Annotated in this window: 17 protein-coding genes and 1 pseudogene; 1 reads left to right on the plus strand and 17 read right to left on the minus strand. The window is 37.8% G+C overall.

Annotated features, from left to right (window positions below; genetic code table 11):
• Positions 1–19 precede the first annotated feature (19 nt).
• The 12 genes from uvrC to EUBELI_RS09675 all read right to left on the minus strand — a co-directional run bounded on the left by uvrC (position 20) and on the right by EUBELI_RS09675 (position 13,528).
• Positions 20–1,858 carry an excinuclease ABC subunit UvrC gene (gene uvrC, locus EUBELI_RS09620; RefSeq protein WP_012740214.1) on the minus strand — a complete coding sequence of 613 codons (1,839 nt, stop codon included), beginning with the start codon at positions 1,856–1,858 and terminating at the stop codon, positions 20–22.
• Positions 1,846–4,041 (minus strand): transglutaminase-like domain-containing protein, encoded by a 2,196-nt coding sequence (locus tag EUBELI_RS09625; RefSeq protein WP_012740215.1) that lies wholly within the window; start codon positions 4,039–4,041, stop codon positions 1,846–1,848. The genes uvrC and EUBELI_RS09625 overlap by 13 nt, the downstream gene beginning before the upstream one ends.
• 67 nt (positions 4,042–4,108) lie before the next feature.
• Complete coding sequence (locus EUBELI_RS09630) at positions 4,109–5,131, minus strand: DUF58 domain-containing protein (protein ID WP_012740216.1); 1,023 nt, start codon at positions 5,129–5,131, stop codon at positions 4,109–4,111.
• Positions 5,132–5,145: 14 nt separating this feature from the next.
• Entirely contained in the window at positions 5,146–6,105 is a 960-nt protein-coding gene (locus EUBELI_RS09635; protein WP_012740217.1) for an AAA family ATPase, read from the minus strand.
• A gap of 21 nt (positions 6,106–6,126) precedes the next feature.
• Complete coding sequence (locus tag EUBELI_RS09640; RefSeq protein WP_012740218.1) at positions 6,127–6,840, minus strand: hypothetical protein; 714 nt, start codon at positions 6,838–6,840, stop codon at positions 6,127–6,129.
• Positions 6,833–7,405: an RNA polymerase sigma factor gene (locus tag EUBELI_RS09645; RefSeq protein WP_012740219.1), complete on the minus strand. Its 573-nt coding sequence runs from the start codon at positions 7,403–7,405 to the stop codon at positions 6,833–6,835. Before EUBELI_RS09645 ends, EUBELI_RS09640 begins: the two co-directional genes overlap by 8 nt.
• Before the next feature lie 177 nt (positions 7,406–7,582).
• Complete coding sequence (locus EUBELI_RS09650) at positions 7,583–8,041, minus strand: ferritin-like domain-containing protein (protein WP_012740220.1); 459 nt, start codon at positions 8,039–8,041, stop codon at positions 7,583–7,585.
• A gap of 75 nt (positions 8,042–8,116) precedes the next feature.
• Positions 8,117–9,328: an iron-containing alcohol dehydrogenase gene (locus tag EUBELI_RS09655; protein WP_022097613.1), complete on the minus strand. Its 1,212-nt coding sequence runs from the start codon at positions 9,326–9,328 to the stop codon at positions 8,117–8,119.
• 137 nt (positions 9,329–9,465) lie between these two features.
• Complete coding sequence (locus EUBELI_RS09660) at positions 9,466–9,900, minus strand: hypothetical protein (RefSeq protein ID WP_012740222.1); 435 nt, start codon at positions 9,898–9,900, stop codon at positions 9,466–9,468.
• A gap of 52 nt (positions 9,901–9,952) precedes the next feature.
• Positions 9,953–10,279: a hypothetical protein gene (locus EUBELI_RS09665; RefSeq protein WP_012740223.1), complete on the minus strand. Its 327-nt coding sequence runs from the start codon at positions 10,277–10,279 to the stop codon at positions 9,953–9,955.
• Positions 10,280–10,288: 9 nt separating this feature from the next.
• Positions 10,289–12,373, minus strand: a complete 2,085-nt coding sequence (locus EUBELI_RS09670) for a hypothetical protein (protein ID WP_012740224.1) — start codon at positions 12,371–12,373, stop codon at positions 10,289–10,291.
• A complete protein-coding gene (locus EUBELI_RS09675; RefSeq protein ID WP_012740225.1) occupies positions 12,374–13,528 on the minus strand; it encodes a hypothetical protein in 1,155 nt (384 codons plus the stop codon).
• Positions 13,529–13,609: 81 nt separating this feature from the next.
• Between EUBELI_RS09675 and EUBELI_RS14985 the strand changes: the two are divergent.
• A pseudogene (locus EUBELI_RS14985) lies at positions 13,610–13,684 on the plus strand (hypothetical protein); the annotation flags it as partial.
• Between the two features lie 189 nt (positions 13,685–13,873).
• On the opposite strand, the gene tkt reads toward EUBELI_RS14985, so the two are convergent.
• The 5 genes from tkt to EUBELI_RS09700 all read right to left on the minus strand — a co-directional run bounded on the left by tkt (position 13,874) and on the right by EUBELI_RS09700 (position 25,462).
• Positions 13,874–15,862 (minus strand): transketolase, encoded by a 1,989-nt coding sequence (gene tkt, locus EUBELI_RS09680; RefSeq protein WP_012740226.1) that lies wholly within the window; start codon positions 15,860–15,862, stop codon positions 13,874–13,876.
• 38 nt (positions 15,863–15,900) lie between these two features.
• Complete coding sequence (locus tag EUBELI_RS09685) at positions 15,901–18,687, minus strand: hypothetical protein (protein ID WP_012740227.1); 2,787 nt, start codon at positions 18,685–18,687, stop codon at positions 15,901–15,903.
• A 131-nt stretch (positions 18,688–18,818) separates the two neighbouring features.
• Entirely contained in the window at positions 18,819–23,252 is a 4,434-nt protein-coding gene (locus EUBELI_RS09690) for a coiled-coil domain-containing protein (RefSeq protein WP_012740228.1), read from the minus strand.
• Entirely contained in the window at positions 23,239–23,955 is a 717-nt protein-coding gene (locus tag EUBELI_RS09695; RefSeq protein WP_012740229.1) for a DUF6063 family protein, read from the minus strand. Before EUBELI_RS09695 ends, EUBELI_RS09690 begins: the two co-directional genes overlap by 14 nt.
• Entirely contained in the window at positions 23,945–25,462 is a 1,518-nt protein-coding gene (locus EUBELI_RS09700; RefSeq protein WP_148231352.1) for a hypothetical protein, read from the minus strand. Before EUBELI_RS09700 ends, EUBELI_RS09695 begins: the two co-directional genes overlap by 11 nt.
• Positions 25,463–25,464 lie beyond the last annotated feature (2 nt).

The raw sequence follows: 25,464 nt of genomic DNA on the forward strand, positions 1-25,464 counted from the left end.
TGCTATTATAAAAGTATTATCAATGAAAGAATTTGTATATATTCTCTGCCACATTTTCAGTAATACCATCAGCCTTCATAAGCTCATCCACTGATGCCTGCCGTATCTTTTCTATATCAAGAAAATGCTTCATAAGTGCCTTTCTTCTTACAGGGCCGATTCCTTCAATCGAATCAAGTACAGAAGATACCTGTGCCTTATCTCTTAAGCTTCTGTGATAAGTTATTGCAAATCTGTGTGCCTCATCCTGCACCCTTGTAATCAGCTTAAAGCCCTCGCTGTGCTTATCTATCGGTATCTCAATATTGTTATAATACAGACCCCTTGTGCTGTGGGTATCATCTTTTACCATACCACACACAGGAATATTAAGTCCCAGTTCCTTAAGTACATCAAGTGCAATATTCACCTGGCCGCGTCCGCCATCCATCATAATAAGGTCTGGATATCTCGAAAATCCGTGACTATCCTCGAGTCCTTCCCGCTCACGCATACCCCTTGTAAAACGTCTTGTCAGAACCTCACGCATGCTCTTATAATCATCCGGCCCCTTTACTGTTCTTATCCTGAACTTGCGATAATCGTTCTTCTTTGGTTTTCCATCCTCAAAAACGACCATTGAGCCAACACTTTCAACGCCATTTGTATTAGATATATCGTAAGCCTCTGCTCTGTGAAGTGTCCCAAGTCCAAGCCAGCCGGCAATCTCTTTCATAGCTCCTGTTGTCCTGCTCTCCTCACGCTTAATCTTCTCCGCATCCTGTGTAAGAACAAGCTGGGCATTCTTATATGCAAGCTCAACCATCTTTTCCTTGTCGCCCTTCTTAGGTGTGACAATACTTACCTTGCGACTCTTTCTTGCACTAAGCCACTGTGCTATTGTATCCGCATCCTCTATCTCGTACTGCACCATAATAATATTAGGTATAAATGGAGTTCCGCCGTAATACTGTTTCATAAATTCAGAAATTATGTCGCTCTTAGAGTCACCTTCGGCAACCTTCATATGAAAATGATCTCTTCCAAGAAGCTTGCCCTGCCTGATAAAGAACACCTGCACAACTGCGTCCTGACCGTCACTTGCACACGCAATGACATCTCTGTCATTAACATCATCTGCTGTAATCTTCTGCTTCTGTGCAACCTGCTTGACACTCATTAACAAGTCTCTGTATCTTGCAGCTTCCTCGTATTCCATCTTCTCAGACGCTTCCTGCATCTGCGTTGTAAGCCTGTCCATAATCTTCTTGTAATCACCATTTAAGAAAGCTACAACCTCATCAATTCTTCTTCTGTATTCCTCACCGCTTACATATCCCTGACATGGTGCATCACACTGTCCGATATGATAATTAAGACACGGCCTGTCCCTGCCCTCATCTTTAGGCAGATTTCTGTTACAGGTTCTTACCTTATACAGCTTGCATAGAAGTTCAATAGTGTCCTTGACTGCTGCCGCAGAAGTGTAAGGACCGAAATACTTACCTGCTCCATGCTTCATCTTTCTTGCAAAAAGTACCCTTGGATACTCTTCACCAACGGTAATCTTAATAAAAGGATAACTCTTGTCATCCTTTAGCATGGTATTGTACTTAGGCCTGTGCTCCTTGATAAGATTGCACTCCAAAACAAGCGCCTCAAGTTCAGAATCTGTGATAATATACTCAAAGTACTGAATATGTGACACCATCTGCACAATCTTGGCAGACTTATTCCTGTTGCTCTGGAAATACTGTCTTACACGATTCTTTAAAACCTTCGCCTTACCTATATATATTATGTTGTCCCACTTATCATGCATAATATAAACTCCCGGTTTTGCCGGGAGTTTCTTAAGCTCTTCTTCTAAATTAAACATACTATAAGCTTCTTCAATCCTCTGGCTTTCTTAAGTGCGTATCTTCGCACCTGTCTTATAGTATTTATTATCCCAGTTATGTCAGCTTTGTCAACACATTTTACATTACCAAATCTGACCGCAAGGATTGTCTGCACTGCTTTCTCAAGTCCAATTCCCTGTAATTCTTTTTCAGATGCAACAATACCATATATATAATCCTGATAATCCATATCCTCATCTCTTCTGAAACCAGAGAAAGCAAGCAGTTTCTCAAGATATTCATACATTTTAATCAGTTTTTCACTATCAGCCGCATCACCGTCTAAAAGTCTCTGCCTTGAAACTATCCTGCTGACACATATTATAATTAATATAATAACTGCACACATAACAACAGCTATTATTATAAATGCTGCATACATTGTGCCGTTTTGTGAAAATTTCATTGAAATATTCTTTTTATCCGTTGTACTTTCCTGGATATTTCCATCAATTGATGAATCCACTGTTTCGCGCTCTGTCTCTGTGATATCAGTTTCTGTCTGTTTCTCTGATTCATTCACTCCACTATTCGTTGAAGGCTCTTTAACTATATCCTCTTCTCCATATCCCGGAGTCGGATCAACTACAGCCCAGCCATATCCATCAATATACACCTCTACCCATGCATGTGCTGAATTATCTGACACTTCAAATGTCTGATATTTTTCTTCATCAGTACTATCAAGTAGTCTTGTATCAACAACATATCCTGCACAATACCTTGTCGGAATTCCGGCACTTCTTAAAATAATTGCAGCTGATGTTGCAAAGTATGTACAGTACCCCTTCTTACTCTCTTTAAGAAAATAATCAACGACACTTCTTCCCTCCGGAACTTTCCCCGGCTTCATGGTATATTTGTAATTTTTTCTGAGATAACCGACAACATAATTAATATAATCAATCTTATCAGTCATGTCAGAAAGCTCTATCTTCCCAAATAAATCCTCTACAACCATTCTGTCCTCAGCCGGCACATCAAGATAGGACTGTTTCACAAAATTGTCATACGATTGAAATACAGCATTTGTCCTATACTTTTTCATCAGTTCTCCCATTTCCTGATATGCTGACAGATTACCATTTTTTATATAAAACTTATACGGACCATCAAATTGCGGATGTGCTCCATAATTATCTGTAAAAGATGGTGAATACATTTTAAATCTTCTGGCTAACTGCTGCTCATCTTCATCCAGAGAAATGCTTTTCTGTTTTATAAGTGCATTGGCAAATTCAAGTGTTGCTGATTCATAAGAATATTCTCTTTCTCTTGTATCCAGCCATCTTGTCCAGTTATTATCTTCATAATCCCTCGCCTTAAACAGACTTATATATTGTATGTTTCCATTGGCAATAGTAGTATACTTTCCAACAACTTTATCATTATAATATAATTCATCAACCTGACCGACTTTGCCTGTTCCTACTCCTACAGAAGCCTCCTGCCTCTGCGTCTCATCATCATCCGTACCTGAATTTCCATCAAGATCTATTCCCAGTATGTTATATGCCATATCATTTACCATGACTCTTGTTTCTTCAAAAAAAGCAATTCTTTTATAATTCGTCTGCGGATAAGCAAAAATCAAAACAAATGCAGCAATAAATGATAATATAATCATAAATCTGGCATTATTATTTCGTTTTGTTTTTTTTCCAAGTGCCATTGAATCAAATATAAACAACACACATGCTATTACACTTATTAAATCCGGTACTAAAGCTGCTGCAATAAATATACCTGGCAATGGCAGTATTATAATAAGCGCAAACAGCATATTAGGGCGTATATTCACTTCCCACGCTGCTAAGACAGCCATTATCATAGTTACCAATATTACTGCCGCTGCTATCCCACCGTTTCCAACTACACTATACTCATACTCTGGATCTGATGACATGCTCTGCATAAACAGATTAACTATATTTTCAAATCCATCTGTTATATTACTTAAATTAACAACAGAATATAACGCTATTACACCAACACTTCCGCATATTTTAATAATCCGGCTATGCTTGCCATAATATGAAAACAATATAGTATACAGCACAGAAAAAAGGGCTGACATTACAACAATAAGTCCCAGCCCTGCATATTTATCTGTAACATTAATCAGGACAGAAGCTGTTCCTCTTGTTCCAAGATATGTCACAATTATGCGTAATATTAAATTATTCCGGTCTATATTCCATGCTTTTTTTCATCTATATCCTCTGCAGTTATTCGTTTTCCTTGTATGTAATAATTATTGGTTCTGATGAAAGTTCAATTCCATCAAGATCATATAATTTCTGACATGCTTTATATGCCGCACTGACACTGCATTTTAGATTCATAATGCCCATAAGTGCTTTCATACAGGTTTCATTGTCATAAAAATTATACCTTACAATATTCCCGGCAGAATTATCCCAGCCAACATACTCACATATTATTCCCTGTTCAAGATAAGCAATCCCCTGTGAATACGCATCCTGATATATCCGGCTCATGACACTTAGTCTTTTGTCTTTACCTGTCTCTAATGTATCAACAACCAAAAATACAGTTTTATAAATATTATTATCATATTCCTTTATAATAAAGTCATCCTCAGCCAATATACTGCTCTTTTTCCAATGAATATAACGCGGGCTGTCTCCTTCCCTGTACTCCCTGAGTTCAGAAACTTCATCACCCGCAGATTTCAAATACAGCACTGCATCATCCATATCTTCGCTATATCCACCATCAGTCTGTATAATATCTGCCTGTGCATATTCCGGCACAATATAAACCTTGCTTAAACCTGTATATTTTTTCCGCTTATGAAACAATCCCAGATAATCACACATATCAATAGACTCAACCCACAAATATATATAGCCACAATAATCCACTGGAATATCTATTACTCCGGCTGACTTTCCCAGACCTGATTTTATATCAACTGTATAACTAAATTCATCACCTGTGTGATAGTACTTATATTTCACATGAATCTGTCCATTTACAAATGCAAGATTATACTTATTCTTTTTAATCAGCATCAGATGTACCTTACTGCCTTTTAGCACAACATTATTCTTAATCTGCATGCTTATTCCCATTCCCAATGCAGAAATAAAATATACAAACCATGAACATGCAGGAATCACCAGCATTAACACAAGCATTATAAAAATCTGATATTCAACATAAAATATATTAACACCCAATACTATCAGAAGACAGAAAATGTATAATATCCTTCTTCTTTTCATATAATTATTATCCTTTATTTCTCCTGCATCTTTGGTACAGGTATCATTCTTAATATATCTGTTATTTCTTTCTTGGCTGCTTCATTACCTGCTGCCCCGGCAACATTAGTAATAAGTCTGTGCGCAAGTGTCTCAACGGCTATATTCTTAATATCTGATGGCAGAACATATTCATTACCTCTTAGAAATGCCTCTGCTTTAGCCATAGAAATAATCGAAATGCTTCCTCTTGGCGATACACCCTGTATTATATTTTCTCTATGCCTTGTCTTGTCTACAATATTAGCAACATATTCATAAATTGAATCATCTACATATATGTCAGATACTGCTTCCTTAATTGCCTGAATATCGCCATTATCAAGTACACACTCTGACAATATCTTTCTTTTATCATTCTCAGACCTGCTTTTCATAATTGTAATTTCATCCTCAACTGAAGGATATCCCATAGAAAGTTTTACCATGAATCTGTCCATCTGCGATTCCGGCAATTTCTGTGTACCTATTGAACCTATCGGATTCTGTGTTGCAATAACCATAAACGGTTCCGGAAGATCATATGTTTCGCCATCAACCGTCACCCTGTACTCCTCCATTATCTGTAACAATGCAGATTGTGTCTTTGGTGATGTTCTGTTTATTTCATCAGCAAGAAGCAGGTTGCACATAGCTGCCCCCTGCTTGAATTCAAATTTTCCTGTCTGTCTGTTATACATTGAAAATCCTGTTATATCTGATGGCATTACATCCGGTGTAAACTGTACTCTGTTGCATTTAAGTCCTAATGCATTAGCAAATGCATGTGCCATTGTTGTTTTTCCAACTCCGGGAATATCATCTAACAGAACATGTCCTCCCACAATTATTGCCATATACACCTTGCATATGACATCATCTTTTCCTATAACTGATTTCCTTACTTCTCTTAAAACAGCTTTAGATTTCTTTAAGTAATAATTATTGTCGTTCATGTAATCCCCCAAAAGCTTATTTTATTCCTGTATTATGCCTGCGTAACCGTATTTACCATCATCAATATAAACGATAATATTATCTCCTGATAATTCACATCTCACAGTAACTTCATCTTTCCAGACCACATCAGTTGCATTAATATATTCTATAAGACTCTGATGTATTAATTCAGCAGCAATTTCATCTGCTCCTTCAACTAATTTCCCATCCTTTTTTATCTGATATGGAATATTAATCTTAAATGTCATTCCATTATCACATAAAACATTATCAACTCTTTCCTGATAAGAATATGGATCTGAATAGTTTCCATAATAGCTGCTCGTAACTCTGGAGATATTAATCCCTGCTATATCGCCATATATAATCTGCGAAGTGGTATCAGCCTCATTACCTGCATCAGAACTGCCTGCTTCTCTTGTATATACAGCATCCGGACCATCTGCACTTCCTGTAGCCAGAGGTATCTGGCTTTTTGTTCCTGATGTTTTTTTATTGACAACACTGTAATTCTTAACTGCAACAACAAATATCACAATTGCCGCAGCCGTAACTACAAACTGTATCACACGCATAACCGGAATTTTTTCTCTTACTGGCTTTAATTCTACTATTTTATTATCTGTATGTATAGTCTTATCCTGTGAATCATTAAACAAATCTGACTTATCCAAAATAATGTCTATCTGGTTTCTAATCTTTTCCCTATCTGGATATTTTACTTTACTCAAGATAATCCCACTCCTTTCTGACTCGTTTAAGCATTGAATAATATCTGCTCTTTACCGTACTAAGTTCAACCCCCTGACTGGCACTGATTTCCCCAAAAGTATATCCCTCGTACACTTTCAGTCTGAATGTCTCCCATTCACAATTCTTATGATGACCATACATTTTTTCCATCTCTTCATATGAAAGCTTATCAAGCACACTCGTCTCCGTACCTGCTCTTTCATCTGCTGTTTCTGGTAAAGTATCATCCATAATCTGGGTAACAATACTCTCATGATACTGCCTGCTCCTGAAATAATCTGTGACCTTGTTGTCAGCAATTCTTGTAAGCCATGTCTTAAATGAAGCTTTTGCATCATTAAAGGACCCCAACCCTCTTAATGCCGCAATAAATGTTTCCTGCGTGATATCCATCCCCGTCTCTTCATCTTTAACCTTAATATAAATGTGCTTATATACACATTTGTAATAACGGCTTACAAGTTCATCTGCCGCTTTTCTGTCATTATTATCAAGGATTCTTTTTATCAGTTCGACATCCTGACCTTTAGACAGCAAACCCATCTACTCACCCCCGGTTACTATGTATTACAGACTAAAAACAATTATCTTTTGTTCTTTCATTGATATATACGGAACAACTTTTAAAAAGGTTTAAAAAATTTAAAAAAATCCTTTATGCATAAAAATTTCTTACACATAAAGGATTATAACATACAAATATTACATTCAGCTTACAATTTAAGCCATTCCATTAACAGTCTTATATTTATAAAGCATTTCTGCATGATTCTGCTCCTCAATCTGGATATCAGCAAGAATCTTTCTGATGGCTGTATCAGCAAAATTAAACACATTCGTATTATACTCTCCCGATACAAGTTTTTCAGAGCCAATACTGTCTGTTGCTAAAAATGCGTCGCTTTCCTTATCATCTGACTTACTCATCACATCATATGTTGCCTCAGGCTCATACTCTTTTCCCTCACAGTCGTTGCAGTCACATTCAGGAACTTTTCCCTCAAGAATCTGTCCTAATGTGTCATAGTGCTTCTGCTCATTCCTCTCTAATGTAGAGAACAGCTCCTTTAACACAGGATCTTTAGCATCCTGTCCATACTTCTTGTACTTCTTGATACAGGTCTGCTCCTGAGTCTGTAAATCCTTAATCGTAGTCTTTTCTTTTTCATTCAATGCCATAATAAAAAGCCTCCTGATAATTAATACAACCGTATTATTACCAGAAGGCTTAACATTTATTCTTATATGTAATTATTAGAAGTCAACTTCTGTATCATAGTAGCAGCATGTAAGAAGCTTCTCCATCTCTTCCTGACTTGGCTGACGTGGATTAGAACCTGTACATGCATCAAGGATAGCATTGGCTGCGATGTCGTGTAACTTAGCCTTGAATTCTTCCTCTGATACAAATCCTGTCTCTGCTGGGAGACCACCCTCACCATAATTCTTGATGCAGTGAGGAATATTAAGTTCATCATTCATCTTTCTTAACATAGCGATAAGATTGTCAATCTTCTCATCCTGTGTATTGCCACCAAGATGTAAGAAATCAGCGATAAATGCATATCTCTTAGCTGCTGTCTCATCCTTGGCATTGAACTTGATAACCTTAGGAAGATACATAGCATTAGCTGCACCATGGATAATATGTCCACCTTTAAATGCTGCACCTGTCTTATGTGCCATTGAATGAACGATACCAAGTAATGCATTAGAGAATGCCATACCTGCAAGACATTGTGCGTTGTGCATTGAATCTCTTGCTGCCATATCTCCGTTGTATGATTTAACGAGATTAGCCTGAATCATCTCCATAGCATGAAGTGCCAGTGGATCTGTGTAATCACAGTTAGCAGTTGATACATAAGCCTCAATTGCATGTGTCATGGCGTCCATACCTGTATGTGCTACAAGCTTAACCGGCATAGTCTCTGCAAGCTCAGGATCAACAATAGCAACATCAGGAGTAATCTCGAAATCTGCTATAGGATACTTAATACCTTTCTCATAATCTGTAATAATAGAGAATGCTGTTACCTCTGTAGCTGTTCCTGATGTAGATGAAACTGCACAGAAATGAGCTTTCTTACGAAGCTTAGGAAGACCGAATACCTTGCACATATCTTCAAATGTTGTATCAGGATATTCATACTTAATCCACATTGCCTTAGCAGCATCAATAGGAGAACCTCCGCCGATAGCAACAATCCAGTCTGGCTCAAACTCTGTCATAACAGCAGCGCCCTTCATAACAGTCTCAACTGATGGATCAGACTCGATACCCTCGAAAAGCTTAACTTCCATTCCTGCTTCCTTGAGGTAATCCTCTGCTTTCTGAAGGAAACCGTTACGCTTCATAGATCCGCCACCAACGCAGATGATAGCTTTCTTTCCTTCAAGTGTCTTGAGGGCTTCCAAAGAACCCTTTCCATGATACAAATCTCTTGGTAAAGTAAATCGAACCATAATAAAACCTCCGTACATAAATATTTGATTGTTAAATTATAAACAAACCCTATGCTTTTATTATATGCTTGCCCGTATAATAATTCAAGTAAATTTTATTATAATTTTTTGTAAATATTCCATGAACAATTATATTTTTATTTCACGCTTTCCATCATGTTTATCAGTTCTTTTATCTGCTCATCAGATATTTGGGCATGACCTTTACAATTATATGTTGATTTATCAGATTCAGCCTCAAACAAATACAGTCTATTCTCGTTATATGAAATCTTGATTTTTATCTTATTATTAAAATCTACCACAATATCATAAGATTCTGCTGTATCAACAACAGGCACTGAATTCTGGTAAATGTTACTGACATACTCTGCTATTTTATGAATATTCTGCTTATCATCAATTGAATATGTTTTGTCATCATAGTCAACATTAATCGTCTTACAATACAGCTCAAATCTCGATATACCAACTTTAGGTTTATCCGAATTCAATTTTATAATTATGGCAGCTATTGCTGATATAAACAATATCAGACAAAATATAATTTTTATTATAATTCTTTTTTGCATATGTACCCCCTAAATATATACGAAAAGCATTTCTAAAAGTTTTCATTTACAACTACAAGTTTCTCTTAAACAACATATAACTATCTGCTATTCCAGTCTGAATCCTATAATAACAAGTCTCCTCTTTTCCATCATTATATATAACTTTTGCCTCTATAAGTATGGCATTAAGCATATCATTTCTTTCCCTAAGTACCGTATCTGATGATTGTTTATTCATATACCATGAATATGTACTTGTTGGAAATTCCATATACAATATTAAATCCAGTTCTTCCTGCTCTGCTCCCGATATCTTTTTACTTTGCGTTTTAATAACTTTTTTATCAAGGAATTCCTTAAGCTGCATATCTCTCTTTTCAAACTGTTTAAATCTCATACATTCCCCTCACATAATAATACATAATATAGCAGTATTAATAACTATAATCAGAGGTATTCCTTTCCCTGAATTCTTTTTAAAAATGTGCCTTGAAGCGAATACTGTTTCAAGTCCGACTGCTACTGCGAATAGTATCTCCTCTGCCATGAGAACAAGCATGTACTGGCTTATCGTTATATTCCTGAATACCTTTGCTGTATTCATATATGTAAGGCTTATAAGCGGTGCATTAATATATGGCATACCATATGCCTTATACATTATTATCATTTCGATTATATACAGTAAAAATGCACTTGCCCCCACCAATATGCAGACAGCAGCAGCCTTAACTGTATGTTCCCATCTTCTTCCTCTCTTAGACGAGCCAATAAGCATATTCATTCCGTTCTTATATTCCACTGAGCTTTCAGTCTCTGCAATAAGAACAACTCCAAATCCGAGTATAATATATATAAGCAGTTTTCTCGTTGCTCCTTTACTGCCAAATATCTGGTCGTATCCCCGTTGTGACATAACAAACGCATCTATTCCGTACTGCTCTTTTATCTGTGAAACATATTCTATCTGCTGCATATATTCGCTCATGTTATCAAGCAGTCTCGCAGCATCCATTAGGTTGTACACATATCTGCTTACATCATCCTCACTAAGTTCCCCCCGCTCATACTGTTCTCTTGCAGCATCCAGCTTTGCCTGTGCCTCATAAACATCATTTTGTCTCTGATCTATAAGACTGGTAAATCCACTGTAATCCCTGCCACCATACTGCTGATAATATTCATCACGCTTCTTTTCATCTTCAGAATATGCTATTTTCTGGTTATTACATATAAATATTGTTATAAACACAACAACACATATTACAATCCAGCCTCTTGCTGTTATTAAAAATTTGTACATTTCTTTCCAGAAATGCGGAAGTCTGGACAAAATCCTTTGAACTCCATGTCCGATTTTTTCAATCATTTTTCCTATAAAGCCAGCACTTCTTCCCGGACGGATAACCTTTCCAAGTAACGCAAGAAATATTGCTGATATTACAGCTATAATAATACACACCATGCACAGCACATTTACCATGCTCACAGGAACACCTGCTATCATGATATTATCATACTTCCTGAGTATATTGCTTACATCCATCACATTTATTATATTAATCTTCTTGAAAATTCTTAATCTGCCCTGCATTGATATATTCTGGTATGCAAATGCTTCCGCTCCGGCAATTATACCCACCAGCACAATTGAACTGATTCTTTTCCTGCATAATGCAAATACGAGTGATATAACAAGCACTATTGCAATAACTATCAAAGATATAATCATATATCTTATAAAAAGATATGTCATTACGCTTATCGGATAAGTGAAATTATTATACCCTGTCAGACACTGTACAGGTGCGATAAGGAAATCCCAGCCACCATACACCACAAGCATAGAGACAAGACCGCATAACTGCATAATCAGTGATACAAATAAAGCACCCAATCCGACTGCAGCAGTGTCCTTAACTGCAAGTCTTATTCTTCCATTGACAGCAGTATAGATAATCTGCCACATTCCATTATCCCTGTATTCATAAATGTTATAAATAATATATATCATCAACGCAAGAACGATATAGATAGAAATATCATTCTTCAGAAACTGTTCAACTGCCCTGCTGTTTAATTCCCTAACCTGTACATTTTCAATCCTTTTATAATCATTTTCCGTTTTATTGATATTAGCTATTGATTCTGATGTACCGAACACACTGAATTTTTTCATATTCGAGGCATTTGTAATAACTGCTTTGACACTTTCTGTATATCCATCAATATAATCAGACTTTTCCTTGTATTCCTTTGCAAGTCTCTTAAATATTCTTCTTTCATCCTGTGCCAGTTCGTCAGCATGCTCCTGTATCTGTTCATCTGTATGCCCATTAATCAGCCAGTTGTACTCTCTTACTTTAATCTTATAATTATCTATTCCACAGTCTGAAAAGTCCCCTGCAAAAACAGCCACGACACATATACATGCCGCAGCCAGAATTAGCAATATTGTTTTTCTATTAAGCAGTCTCCCCAGTTCCTTCATCTACCTAAGCTCCTTAATATCCCCTTTTTCAATGTTGCTCTTATCAATATATACAATTCTATTATTCACAGATGAGAACATAAACATCTTCCTGCTGTCCCCGTGCATAATTGAAAATATCTTTTCCTCGTCTGGAATCGTTCTCTTTGCTATAAGCTTTCCATCTAAGCCTAACTGATATATCGTATAATCAAGTGAACTGCTCTGTTTGTTAAAATACATTGCCATACTCTTATATCCTTCATCATCCATCCAGATATAATTTCCGTCAAATGTTATATAAAAATATCCTGTATCATTATCGCTTTTATATATGCTTTCTGACTTGCCGCTGCCAAGATCATATTCATATATCGTTCCATCTCCAAGCCCGCTGTAATACAGCTTGTTATTATCTGCATCTATACAGTAACTATACACATTCTTGTCAAGCAGACATTCAGTATTTTCCCCTGTAATTCTGAATATTCCTTTTCCTTCCAACGAATATAATCCCTTATCATCTTTTGAAACAGATGTCTTTAAAAAAAATGTGTCACTGCCATATGTTTTAAGCGAATTAATTCCTATACCATATCCCGTTTCTTCGTATATTTTATCGCTCGAACCCGTATCAAGATTAAATCTGTACAGCCTTACTGTTACATTACCTTCTATATCTCCCGTTATCTCTTGAGATACATATGCATATCCATCATTGAAGCACATTGACACACTATCCTGTCCACTCAGGACGCATATGCTTCCAAGGTCTGTTCTCTGTGTTCCGTCAGCACTTATCTGTACAAGATTTCCCTTGGAACTTATCATATATATGTACGAATTATAGTAATACAACTCACTTTTAAACTCACTTCCTGAAATATATGCCATGCACTCTTCTCCATCATGCCCACATTGTGGTTTATTACATAACACAATGCTTTCCTCTGACTTATCATCATAAAACATAAGATTATCATCTGATGCGCTGCATTTATCAAGATAATAATATCCTGTATCACATCTTGCCACCATATGCATGCTTTCAGAAAAATATGACTGCGTATTATCAAGCTTATCACTTCCTACTGTTATCGTATTCCCTGTTTTCCCCTTACATGACACAAGCAAAACTGACATTATAACAATTAATCCTGCTGCTATTCTTCTCATTGTAATCCCCCTTAAAGTTACTACATCTATAGTTAGTTTAATTAACTATAGATATTATGTCAAGCGTAAACAACCAAACCGGACACTATTAATCATGGTCTTGGAACACGAAGCATTAAAAGAATTGTTGACAGTTACGATGGCATCATGCAATAGTTTTGGCATATTCTGCAATATATGGCATATTCGGTAATATACGTCACATTTGTATCGGGTAGTTTTGGCACATTCGGTAATATATGGCACATTCTGCACTTGACAACATAAAAAAATCAGGGATTCCAGTTATATTTAATAACCGAAATCCCTGATTTTTTATATTAATTTTCTTATTATTCTATCATCTTAGAAAAGACTCTTAACAGTGTTAACTACATTCTCTACAGTGAATCCGAAATGCTCGAATAACTGGTTAGCCGGACCTGAAGCTCCGAATGTCTTCATGCAGATTACCTTTCCGTCAAGACCTACATATCTGTACCATCCAAAGTCTGAAAGTGCTTCAACTGCAACTCTCTTTCTTACACTCTTAGGAAGTACTGATTCCTTGTATTCATCTGACTGCTTCTCGAATACGTCCATAGATGGCATACTTACTACTCTTACATCTATTCCTGCATTCTTAAGCTCTGCCTTTGCAGATACAGCTAAGTTCACTTCTGAACCACTTGCAATGATGATTCCATCTGGAGTCTCTTTATCTGAATCCTCAAGAATATATGCACCCTTGAGTGCTTCCTTAGATGAACCTGCCATCTGTGGAAGATTCTGTCTTGTAAGAACTAATGCTGTTGGCTCATCCTTAGACTCAATAGCATATTCCCATGCAAGTGCTGTCTCTGTTCTGTCACATGGTCTGAATACTGTGAAGTCAGGCATTGAACGGAATGCTGCAAGCTGCTCGATTGGCTCATGTGTAGGTCCGTCCTCACCAACTCCGATACTGTCATGTGTGAATACATATACAACTGGTAACTTCATAAGTGATGTAAGTCTTGCCATTGGCTTTGTGTAATCACTGAATACGAAGAATGTTGCAACGAATGGTCTTAATCCACCATGAAGTGCAAGTCCATTACCAATTGCTGCCATAGCCTGTTCTCTTACACCAAAGTGAAGGTTAGTTCCTGCATAATTCTCCTTAGAGAAATCTCCTGCATCCTTCATGTTAGTCTTATTAGATGGTGCTAAATCTGCTGAACCACCAATAAGGTTAGGCATGAGATTCTTAATCATGTTAAGAATTGTTCCACTTGAACTTCTTGTTGCTTCTGCCTTCTCTGGCTTCGCAAGGTATTCCTCAGAATTGAATAAATCGGACATATCACATCCATTGTAATATTTATCCCAGAGTTCCTTCATCTCAGGGAACTTCTCACAGTATTCAGCAAAGAGCTTATTCCATTCTTTCTCTGGCTCAGCCATTCTTGCTGCTATCTCTTTATAATGGTCATATACTTCCTGTGGTACTTCAAAATCACCCTTGCATGGCCAGTTAAGATTTTCCTTAAGTGCTGCAACATTATCAATACCAAGAGGCTCACCGTGTGCGCTTGCCTTACCCTGCTTTGCAGGACAACCGTATCCGATAAGTGTATTAACCTTGATAAGTGAAGGTCTTTCCTTATCAGCCTTAGCTTCTTCAATAGCCTTGCCTATAGCTTCGATATCATTGCCATCAGCAACCTCGATTGTCTGGAAGCCAAATGCTTCAAATCTCTTCATTACATTTTCTGTAAATGCAATATCTGTGCTTCCTTCGATTGATATATTGTTAGAATCATAGAATACAATAAGCTTTGAAAGACCTAATGTTCCTGCAAGTGAGAAACACTCTGATGAAATACCTTCCATCATACAGCCGTCTCCACCAAGTACATATGTGTAATGGTCTACTACATTGTATCCATCCTTATTAAATACTGATGCAAGATGTGCTTCTGCCATAGCCATACCTACTGCCATAGCCATACCCTGTCCAAGAGGTCCAGTTGTTGCTTCAACACCAACTGTATGACCATACTCTGGATGTCCTGGTGTCTTTGAGCCCATCTGTCTGAAATTCTTTACATCATCTAAAGAAAGATTGCCAATTCCAAGTAAATGGAACAATGAGTAAAGAAGCATTGAACCATGTCCGCCAGAAAGAACGAATCTGTCTCTATTCTCCCACTTAGGATCAGCAGGATTGTAATTCATATGGTTAGTCCATAATTCATAAGCTGTTGGTGCAGTTCCAAGTGGAAGTCCAGGATGTCCTGAATTCGCCTTCTGAATTGCATCTGCTGACAATACTCTGATTGCATTAATTGACATTTCATCGATATTAGTCATAGTTTCCTCCCTGTGTAAGCACATTTGTGCATATAGTTTTATCTGTCTTTAAAGTCTGCCTCTGTCAAGAATATAACATCACCATTCTCGCTTCTCTTCTTCTTAAGTCCGCCAAAGAATCTTCTTGATGCTCTTCTTTCAGAATTGACAATTGCCTGATTGATAATTTCCTTGATATCATCAAGTTTAATATTATCATTCACGTTATGGAGTTTGTCAATCTTAAGATACAGTTCTAGTAATGCATCATCATCAACCTCATACTGTCTCTTTCTTGCAAATCTCTTCGCCATCTCAACAAGTTCATTGACTGTATACTGCTTAAGAATAATTCTGTGATTAAATGTGTTAGTTAATTCAGGATTGAAGTTAATAAGTACATTCATATCTGTATCTGAATCTTCGAATATAACTATCATTCTGTCAGTATCCTGCTCAAGACAGTTAAGAAGCTCGTTAATTCTCTTAGGCTGAATTGTTCCTGCGCCTTCTACAATAAGTGCAGTACCTTTAAGTCTTCCCATAGCCTTTGCAATTCCGCGCTGGTTTATACTCTCTCCTGATGTCTTTGCAATCTTTTTCTGTTTATCAGGATATAATGTATTGATTGCTCTAATAATTGTTCTTGCCAGATCTGTCTTATCTGAACTTGAATTACCAGAAATGAGAATATTGCCCACTTTAGATGTATTAATCTGCATCTCATCATCGATTGTATCGAATAAATCAACAAGCTGCTCCTCAAGTCCCGGCATATCCCTGTACTTTCTGAATATCTTGGCAAGCTCTCCTGTAAGCTTCTTATCTTTTTCTTCTTCGACTTCATCGTTGTCTGTATTATATTCTTCCATACTCTCCGGCTGTCTGTTCTGTCTAGTAAATGGAACTGTTTCTTCTGGCTCAACGCCCGCAGCTGCCTCTTGCTGGGCAACAGCCTCATCACCTTCTTCTTTATTATTATCATCATTCATAATTGAATTGATATCTGATATCATAGATTCTGAAACTGTTGGAATCTGTGCTGTAACTAAAGGAATTTCTTCACTTGGTTCCTCTGCATTAACTGGTGCCTTCTTAGTTACTGCTGCCGCAGCCTTTGCCGCTTCCTGCTCTAATCTTGCAGCAGCCTTACCTGTTCTGATAGCTAAATCCATTCTTGCTGAATCAACCGCCATCTGTGCAAGAGCAACCTGTTTTGCTTCCTCTTTGTCAATCTCTTTGCCTGCTACCAGAGCTTCTGCTTTTTTACGTTCAACCATTTTCTCATAGGCAGCGCTTTTTTCTTCTTTTTCGTCAAGATACCTCTCAAGCTCCGACTTAGAAAATTCTCTCGTATCCTGCTTACCGTATTTCTCTTCCCTGACAGACTGCATCCATTCTGTTATATCCATCTGGCCTTCAATCTGGTCATCATCTGATGTCTCTGTTCCTTCAGTTTCATCAACTGTATCAGTGTTCACAGATACTGCCATAGCATTTTCCTTAACAGGCTCTTTCTCTTCCTGCTTTTCATCCTGATGCTTTGAAGCTGGTACAAATGTCTTAACATCCTCATCTTCTTCGTCAGCTCTAAACAAATCACTCATATTAGCTGCAAGCTCTTCCTGAAGATTTCTTGTATCATAAAGGCTGTAATCCGGAACCGGAACATTAATATCAATATTCTTTGCCTTTTCATTAATACGAGCCTCTGTCTCTCTTCTCTGCTCTGCCTCATCTTCTTTATTAATCTTATCATAATTATTATCAAGCTTCTGCTTTGCATTTGCGATAAGCTCTTTTAATGAAAGATTTGCCTTATTAATTTCATTAGAAAATGCTTTTTCTCCAGCTTCACTTAAGGCTTCTGCAACCTCCGGCTTCTCAACCTGTGGAGTCTCAATCTTTCTTACACTGGCCTCCTGCTCCGACAGCTGACTTTTACTGTTATCACTGTTCTTGCTCAGTGCTTTCATAATAAACTCTTTAATATCATTATTCTGGTCATTCTGGACAAGATCCATTGAAAGAGGACCTTCCTCCTGCTGCCTGTCGTACTCTGGAACATTAAGATGTACTTCCTTAGGTGTCTGTGCTGCCTTCTTAGGTAATTCAGATATCTTCTCATCTTCTTCCCTGAAAACATCCTCAACATCATCTCTCTTAAGATCTATTAACTCTTTCTGTTTAGCAAAAAGCTCTTCCTTAGCAGCCTCGATGTCATCCTTTCTCTTCTTCACATCCTCTAAGATACCCTTCTGTGTCTTCGTAAGCGTAACACCCAGCTGCTCCTTTAACTGTACTGCCTTTTCAACATATCTTCCATCCTGAAACCACAGAACAATATTATCACAAGTCTTGACACACTCTTCTTTTCTTCCCGTCTTATAATAAAGAGTTGCAAGCTCATACATGTATTTCTCATCAATCTCATGATCCCTGTAGTCCTCTAAGATTCCTACTAGTTCATTATCAGATGCATTCTGCGCTTTCTTCAAATCATATAAAAGAATGAATCTGCTCACATCATGCTGTGATGTTCTGCTATATTCTTCATAAAGTTCATTGGCATTTTCAAAATCTCCAACTTTAATAAAGAATTCTGTAAGCTTATAAACAAGCTTTCTTCCTCCAAGATTTCTATTATAAGCAAGAATTGCCATATCTCTTGCTTCTTCATAATCACCAACTGCTTCCTGCACATTAATTGCGGTAGCAAGTGACTGCCAGTCCTTTACCTTTGACCAGTTAAGCTCTTTTGCAATAGCTGCAGCCTCGGCATAATCCTTCTTGGCAGCCAGTTTCTTAATCTGGTCTATCTTAATTCCTAATTCATATTTATTCATGGTTATATATTCCTCATTCCTGTGCTTACTGAATGTTAAAATTGATTCAATTGTCGCATTTTACAACTCATTAAAGTTTAGCACAGCCTAAGTTTGTTGTAAACCGAGTTCACAGAATTGTTACAAATATGTTACAAAAAATCAAATGTTGCCTGTTCGTAATCCATTCTCGTGTATTCCAATTCTGATTCCTTCGTGCTGCTGTAATAATCAACAACCACAGTCTGCTGCCTTGAATCAACCAGCTTCTGGCCAAGTATGTAATTAACATCGAATCTTCCTGTAATAGCAGGAGTTGCACCTCTTGCAGGAACAATAAGCTGGACATGGTTAGTTGCAAGCAGCTTGAATATTGGCTCCCATATGTATATATCCTTTGCCGCACCGAATGGGTTATCTATGAATATTGTCTTACCCTCAACACCTTCATTACCTGAAGAATTCATATTAGATATGTAGTTGATAATCGCAATAAGGAACTGGATATATATACCCTGTGACTGTCCTGTTGAGCCAACCGCTTCCTCATATCTTAAATAACGGCTCTGATCCTTGATTCTCTCTCTCTTATACAGATTAATTCTGATTGAATTCATATCTGTGACAATAACTGAGAAAAGTCTCTTCCATGACAGTCTGTTTCTTATATACTTGAGTCTTTCCGCAGGCTCTTTAAAACTTTCCGCCATAAAAACAGTTTCATCAATATATTCAGACATCTTTTCCTTATATAATTCTTCCTTTATATAAGGAATCTGCAGACTGATTATTGCAATCTGTTCTCCGTCAAGATTGATATTAGACAACTGTGGCAGACGGTCAAGCTCAGTCTTAATGTTACTGCATGTCTGGATACAACGATTTTCGAAGTTATCCTTAATCATCTGCATATCCTCTATACCCTTGGCAATGCGGTCTTTTTCTAACTGTATAAATGTGTTCGTCTCATTTAACGATTCAATCATACTTCTGGTCTTAACCACATTTTCAGGAACATTAAGCGATATCCTTACTTCATCTGCAAGCTCGACTGCATTAAATCCGTTAAGCAGGTCAATAAGTTTAGATTTATTCTTATTAAATTCATCAACCTTCTTATACTCTAATCTGGTAATTGAAGCATATTCTTTATGAACAGCCTCATATTCTGTAAGATTAGCTGTAATTCCCTGTGCATCCTCCGGACGGAATTCTTCTGGAACATGCATGCCCGCATCTGACACAATTCTTTCAAGGTCTTTTCTGCATACAAGTATGTCTTTTAATGAATCAGACATCTGTCTGCGTGTCTTTTCCTGAACCTTGGTGTTATCCTCTAACTTCTTAATAAGTACCTTGTGCTGTGTAATGAATCCATCCGGGTCATCGCATGGGAATTCATTAAAGCTTCCATAATTATTCTCAATCTGGTTAATACCATGCGCGATACTTCCCTCAAGTCTGTTAAGAAGTGCTTCCTGTGACTCAAGTTCTTCCCTTACAGCATCACTGCTCTTCACAAGATTATTAAGAGCATCCTTGGCATTCCTTAACTGCTGTGAACCTGCTGCCATAATCTCACCGGCTTCATACTTTGCCTTAATATCGTCAAATGTATAACCTCTGTACTCTATTGCATCACGACATTTGTTCATAGATGCAGACAGATGGTTCATCAGCGCCTGCTTATCTGCAAAGTCACTGTTCTTCTGTGAAAGTGCTGTCTTTAATCCGGTGAATCTGCTCTCAATTTCATCCTTATCAAGACGGTATGTATCATCATCGATTTCTATCGAAACATTTTCATCATAATAAGGTGCATACTGCTCCTCCCATGACTTAATGATTTCCTCATATTCCTTTCTTGTACTGTCCTCAAAATCTCTTGCAGTATCATACTCAGAATTAGCAGAAGCTGCTGCCTCCTCGCACTCATATATGCGGTTTCTTGCAGCTTCACTGTCTGCCTTAAGTGACTTTAACTTCTCATACTTCTTGTCTATAGAAGAATTCATATCAATAATCTGTGAAAGAATCCTGCATGAATTTTCTTTTTCTTCAATGTAAGCCCTTGTCTGTGAAAGCTGACCTGCAAGCTGTTCCTTTGCAACATTTAATGCACTTCTCTTCTTCTCAGCCTCAATAATTGCAGCCTCGCTGTCAGCAATCTTTAATCTGATTGCTTCTGCCTCGGACGCATCCACCTTTCCAGACGCAGCATTATATACAAGTGCAAATGTATAATCATTCCACACAAGCCCCATTCTGTCGGCCAGCTTTCCTGCCTGCGCCTTATGCGAATCAAGCTCCTCCTGTGCAAGCTTAATCTGTGTCTCAAGCTTTGCCTCATCACGAAGGAATGACATATCCTTTAATGCGAATACAATCAGGTCTTTGTTAATCTCTAACTTAGTATCAATAAGCACCTGCTCGCTTATAACAGGATAAGCAGCCGCACCCTTGCCGAAATCCTTAAGCATCTCATCTGCTTTGATTCTCTCGAAATCGTTCTTTATTATAAATGCGTACTCAACGAAAGGCGTTCTCTTTAATACATCTCTTTTCTGTCCTGCATTCAGGGCTGCGAACCACTCATGACCCTCAACAACATCTGAACCATACTGGCTCTCAAGGTATTCCTTAAGCCTGTCTCTTTCAGGACTCTTACAGATATATGTTCCCTTTCTTGCATTGTCAATAAAGCTATCAAGTTCCTGGGCTGCCTTACACTCTTCTGTATATTCACTGCGCATCTTCTGGTAAGTCTCAAGAATAACCGAAAGCATTGCCTCGTCATTATCTGCACTATATATTTCACGGATTTTGCCCATGCGCTCGTTATCAGCATTTCCAGCCTCATCAGCCTTTTCTAGCTTTTCTGACTGCTCTGTGAATATATCAATAAGTGCTTTATTGGCAGATATTGTCTCATTAAGTGACATTAACTGCTGCTGCACATCATTGAATTTTTCGGACATTCTTGTCTCTTCATTCTTTAACAGTTCTTTATCGCTGAATGACTTGTCATATTCTTCAGACGCATTTTCACATACGACAGTTCCTGCATCTGATAAAGCTGCTCCAAGCTGTGTCTGTAATTCCTGTATCTCATTCTCAAGATTATCCGAAAGACTGCCAAGACCTGCCGCCTCTTTGTCAGCATTTCTAAGGTTATCCTTAGCCTCTGATAATCTGACTTCAAGCGCCTTAACACGGTTAGCTGCTATATCAAGCTTTTCCTTAAGTCTTTTGGTCTCTGTCTCATAGAATTTTCTGTAACCTGCAACAAGTATCTTTAACTCTGCTGTTATATCCGTATCTTCTCTTAATCTGTTATCTATCGCAATCTGAAGTCCTTTATAAGACTTCTCGTACTCTGCATAATCTTTATAATCACCCGCAGACTCCATCAAAGAAAGCTTTCCTCTTGCCTCTTCAATTGCAGTATTCTTAAGTTCAAGTGCCTTTCTTGTCTCATTAACAAGGCTCTCAACTCCTGCCATCGAATTCTTTTCAGACATAACCTCTGCAACTGCTATAGCTTCCTTCTCTTGGGCAAGCTCATCATACATCTTAGTGATAAGATCGTCCTGACTCTTAAGTTCCTTATCCTTCTTATCACTTTCCCGCATAGCAACAAGAAGCAGGTCATAAAGCTGCTTCTCTATCTCTTCTTTTCTGTTGTAAAATGCTTCATATGTCGACAGATATTCTTTAAAACTGTCGATAGCTGCAATCTGGCTGTCGTATGCTCCAAGCTGTGAGTGTTTCTTTGAAAGCTCCACTAACTTGTCCTTAATATCCATAAGAGTCTTAGCCATCATGCCCTCATCATTATCAACTGACAGCTTGTTATTGAAGGATTTCTGGATAATCTCCTCTATAAGCAGATCCTCAACAACCTTACGGCTTGTCTTATAATTTGACTCGAAATATGTTCTTACATGTCCCTCTGTCTTGTTAATTCCACGCACAATTTCCCATGCACTCTCATATATTCCGTAGTTACTTATAAAGCTCTGGTAATCACCTTTTCTGTCAAATATCTTAACAACATATTTGTACCCGCCCTTCTCAAGGTCACGAAGATAAGCCTTAAGTCCGTTATATGTAATTCTCTCTCCATTACTTACAAGTGGAAGATTCTTAATATCGTTATCGCCAAACTCCCTGTAGAATATGCAGTAATTAAAGTATTCAACACTTGCTGTCGGTGCAGCTGTCTGTTCCTGTCCATCCTGATTCTCATCGTCTGTGCCTCTTCCCTTTCTTGCACAGAAACCAGTTGTCATGAACCTGAAACCATCCTTCTGATAACATGGATCTAACTTCCACTCAACCAAAGAATGAATACATGTATTACCGCTTCCCTGTCTGAAAAGCTTCTCAATAGGCTGCTTGTCATCAAGTGTGCAGTTAGGAAGCATATTCTGCATAAGAAGCAGCATAAGCAGACTCTTACCACCGCCATTGGCAAGGTCATATATAGTATTCTGGCAGTTGAAGCGCATCACGAAATCGTCGTACACCTGTGTACCGAAATTATATTTAACATTATTAACTCTGATTCTGTTAATCTGTGGCATCGCGTCCTCCATTCATAAGTTCGGCAAATCGTCCTCTGTAATCATCAAAATAATTCTCTATAAGACTTCTGAATCTGTCTGTCGGATAATATCTGTCCTGACTCTCAACTAAAAGTTCCTGCGCAACGCAGAAATTAAGCACAAGCTTTACCATACCCGACTTGGAATTTCTTGCTGCTCTCGCTCCTGTCTGATCCTCTACTGTTGTCACCGGAAGCTCGTCCCATGTAAGTGCTATCTGCTTAAAGCTGTTCTCCTCAACCTCATCAAGCACAAGCCCTGCGCTCTTATCGACAATACCACCTGTTGTCTTATCAACATTTTTAATGATGTCCTCAAGTCTTATGAACTCAGCATAAGTTGAACTCATTGTATCTGAATAAAACTCTGTTATTATGTTGTAGATTATGAAATACGCAAGATATAATTCTTTGTTAACTCTTAATCCAAGTACATTTCTTAATTCCTCATTAGAATATCCAAACACCCTGTTATTATCACCTGCACTCACATACAGACCATTGTTATATTCATATATGTTAAGATTAAGTTTCTTAAGTGACATATGAACGATGTCATACACTTCTGCATTATTATTGTATTCCTGATAAAGAGCTGCATTCTCGCCCCTCTCAGACACATTTTCCCCTGTGATAAGCTTGGAAACTATGTCCAGCGCCTTATCTAGATTTCTATTCTCCATGTGCTTCCTTTCGTACCAATTCAACATCTGCCATCATACAGTTATCCGACAATATAACCTGCCCGCCAAGCCCTTTTCTTATTGCAAATGTAAAGCTTTCTGTATCTTTAAAACCTTCCCCTAAGTATGCATCAAGAAATGTATCTTCTCCCGCATCACCGCCAAGCTGGTACTCATCCTTCTGGCACAGATTAACAAAGAAAGAGAAGAAATCTGCATTTCTTAAAATCTGCTCACCATACGCCCTCTTCATTGCATCTGCAAACTGACCGAGTGTTATAATGTCCGATTTTTTCAAACACACAATGAGATTTTTCATAAGGAATACATAATTATCCTTAATTCTCTTTTCTTCAATCTCATCTTCGAATTCAATATCTTCCGGTCTTTCATTGCTTATAAGCTCTTTCTCCTCATATCTTGGAGGCTTCACCATAAGCGCATCATCAATGCTTATCAGGTCAAATGTCTTTCTTATGTTCGGCTTTAGAAGCGGACTTAACATTGTGACTAATATATCTGCATTGTCCCTCTTAATCATATCTGAAAGTGCCGATGTGAAATCCATATGGCTTCTTAATCTGCCAAGCTTGGCGCGTCTTACTGCGTCATCGGTCATCTTCTGCATTTCTGTACAATCCTTTAACAGCTCGCTGTGCCTGTTCATTGCCTGCTTAAGCTGAGTCTCAAGACTGTATATTTCGTTCATCGTCCTGTAATAGCCTTCGCCTGTGCTGCCCGATGCATTAAGCTTCTCGATTGATTTTGCAATAAGGTCACGGTTCTTCTTAAAAAGCTTTTCTTCATCATCAAACCATTTCATTCCTGTCTTGACGAATTCCTCATAAGCCTCTATTCCTGCAAATACATCGCCCGACAATATTGTCAGCACTTCATTCTTCTTTAACTTAAGGCGGTTGACCTCTTCGTTAATTCTTTCAACCACTTCAACTCCGCCACGGAAGTTCTGTGAATTAATCATTTTTTCAAGAAGAAGCTGGGATACGCTTATCCTGCTCTCGTCCTTGATTTCCTTGGTATCAAGATAGAATTCAATAGCATCAGGGCTTATCGAATACCACACGGTATTGTCTCTTATTGAACTCTCGATTATCTTCATCCTTGAAACTCTCTTTTTCCTGTCCACCGGATCAAAATACGAGAATTCAAATGGCCTGCCATCATTCTTTATCTTGTCAAATATATAATCAGCAATCTCCTTGCTGTCCTGTTCATTCAAATCAAGCCCGAAATCTCTCTTAAGTATCAGCCTTAAGAAATCGAGATATTCGGGATATGTAACATCCTTTTCCTTAAAATTATTCTCCTCTATAAAGAAACGGAGAACCGCCATAACTATATAGCCCATATCAAGGATTTCGTATTTGCCATCCTTGAAATTAGAAAATGATGTGTCTATCAGTCTGAAGAAAGGATAATATTTCTTCAGATTAAGCATTCGTTCACGGTGATCCGATATGATATCACCTGTCATATTCTCTGCCATAG

Origin of the sequence: [Eubacterium] eligens ATCC 27750 (genome assembly GCF_000146185.1) — a bacterium.
GTDB classification, from domain to species: Bacteria; Bacillota; Clostridia; order Lachnospirales; family Lachnospiraceae; genus Lachnospira; species Lachnospira eligens.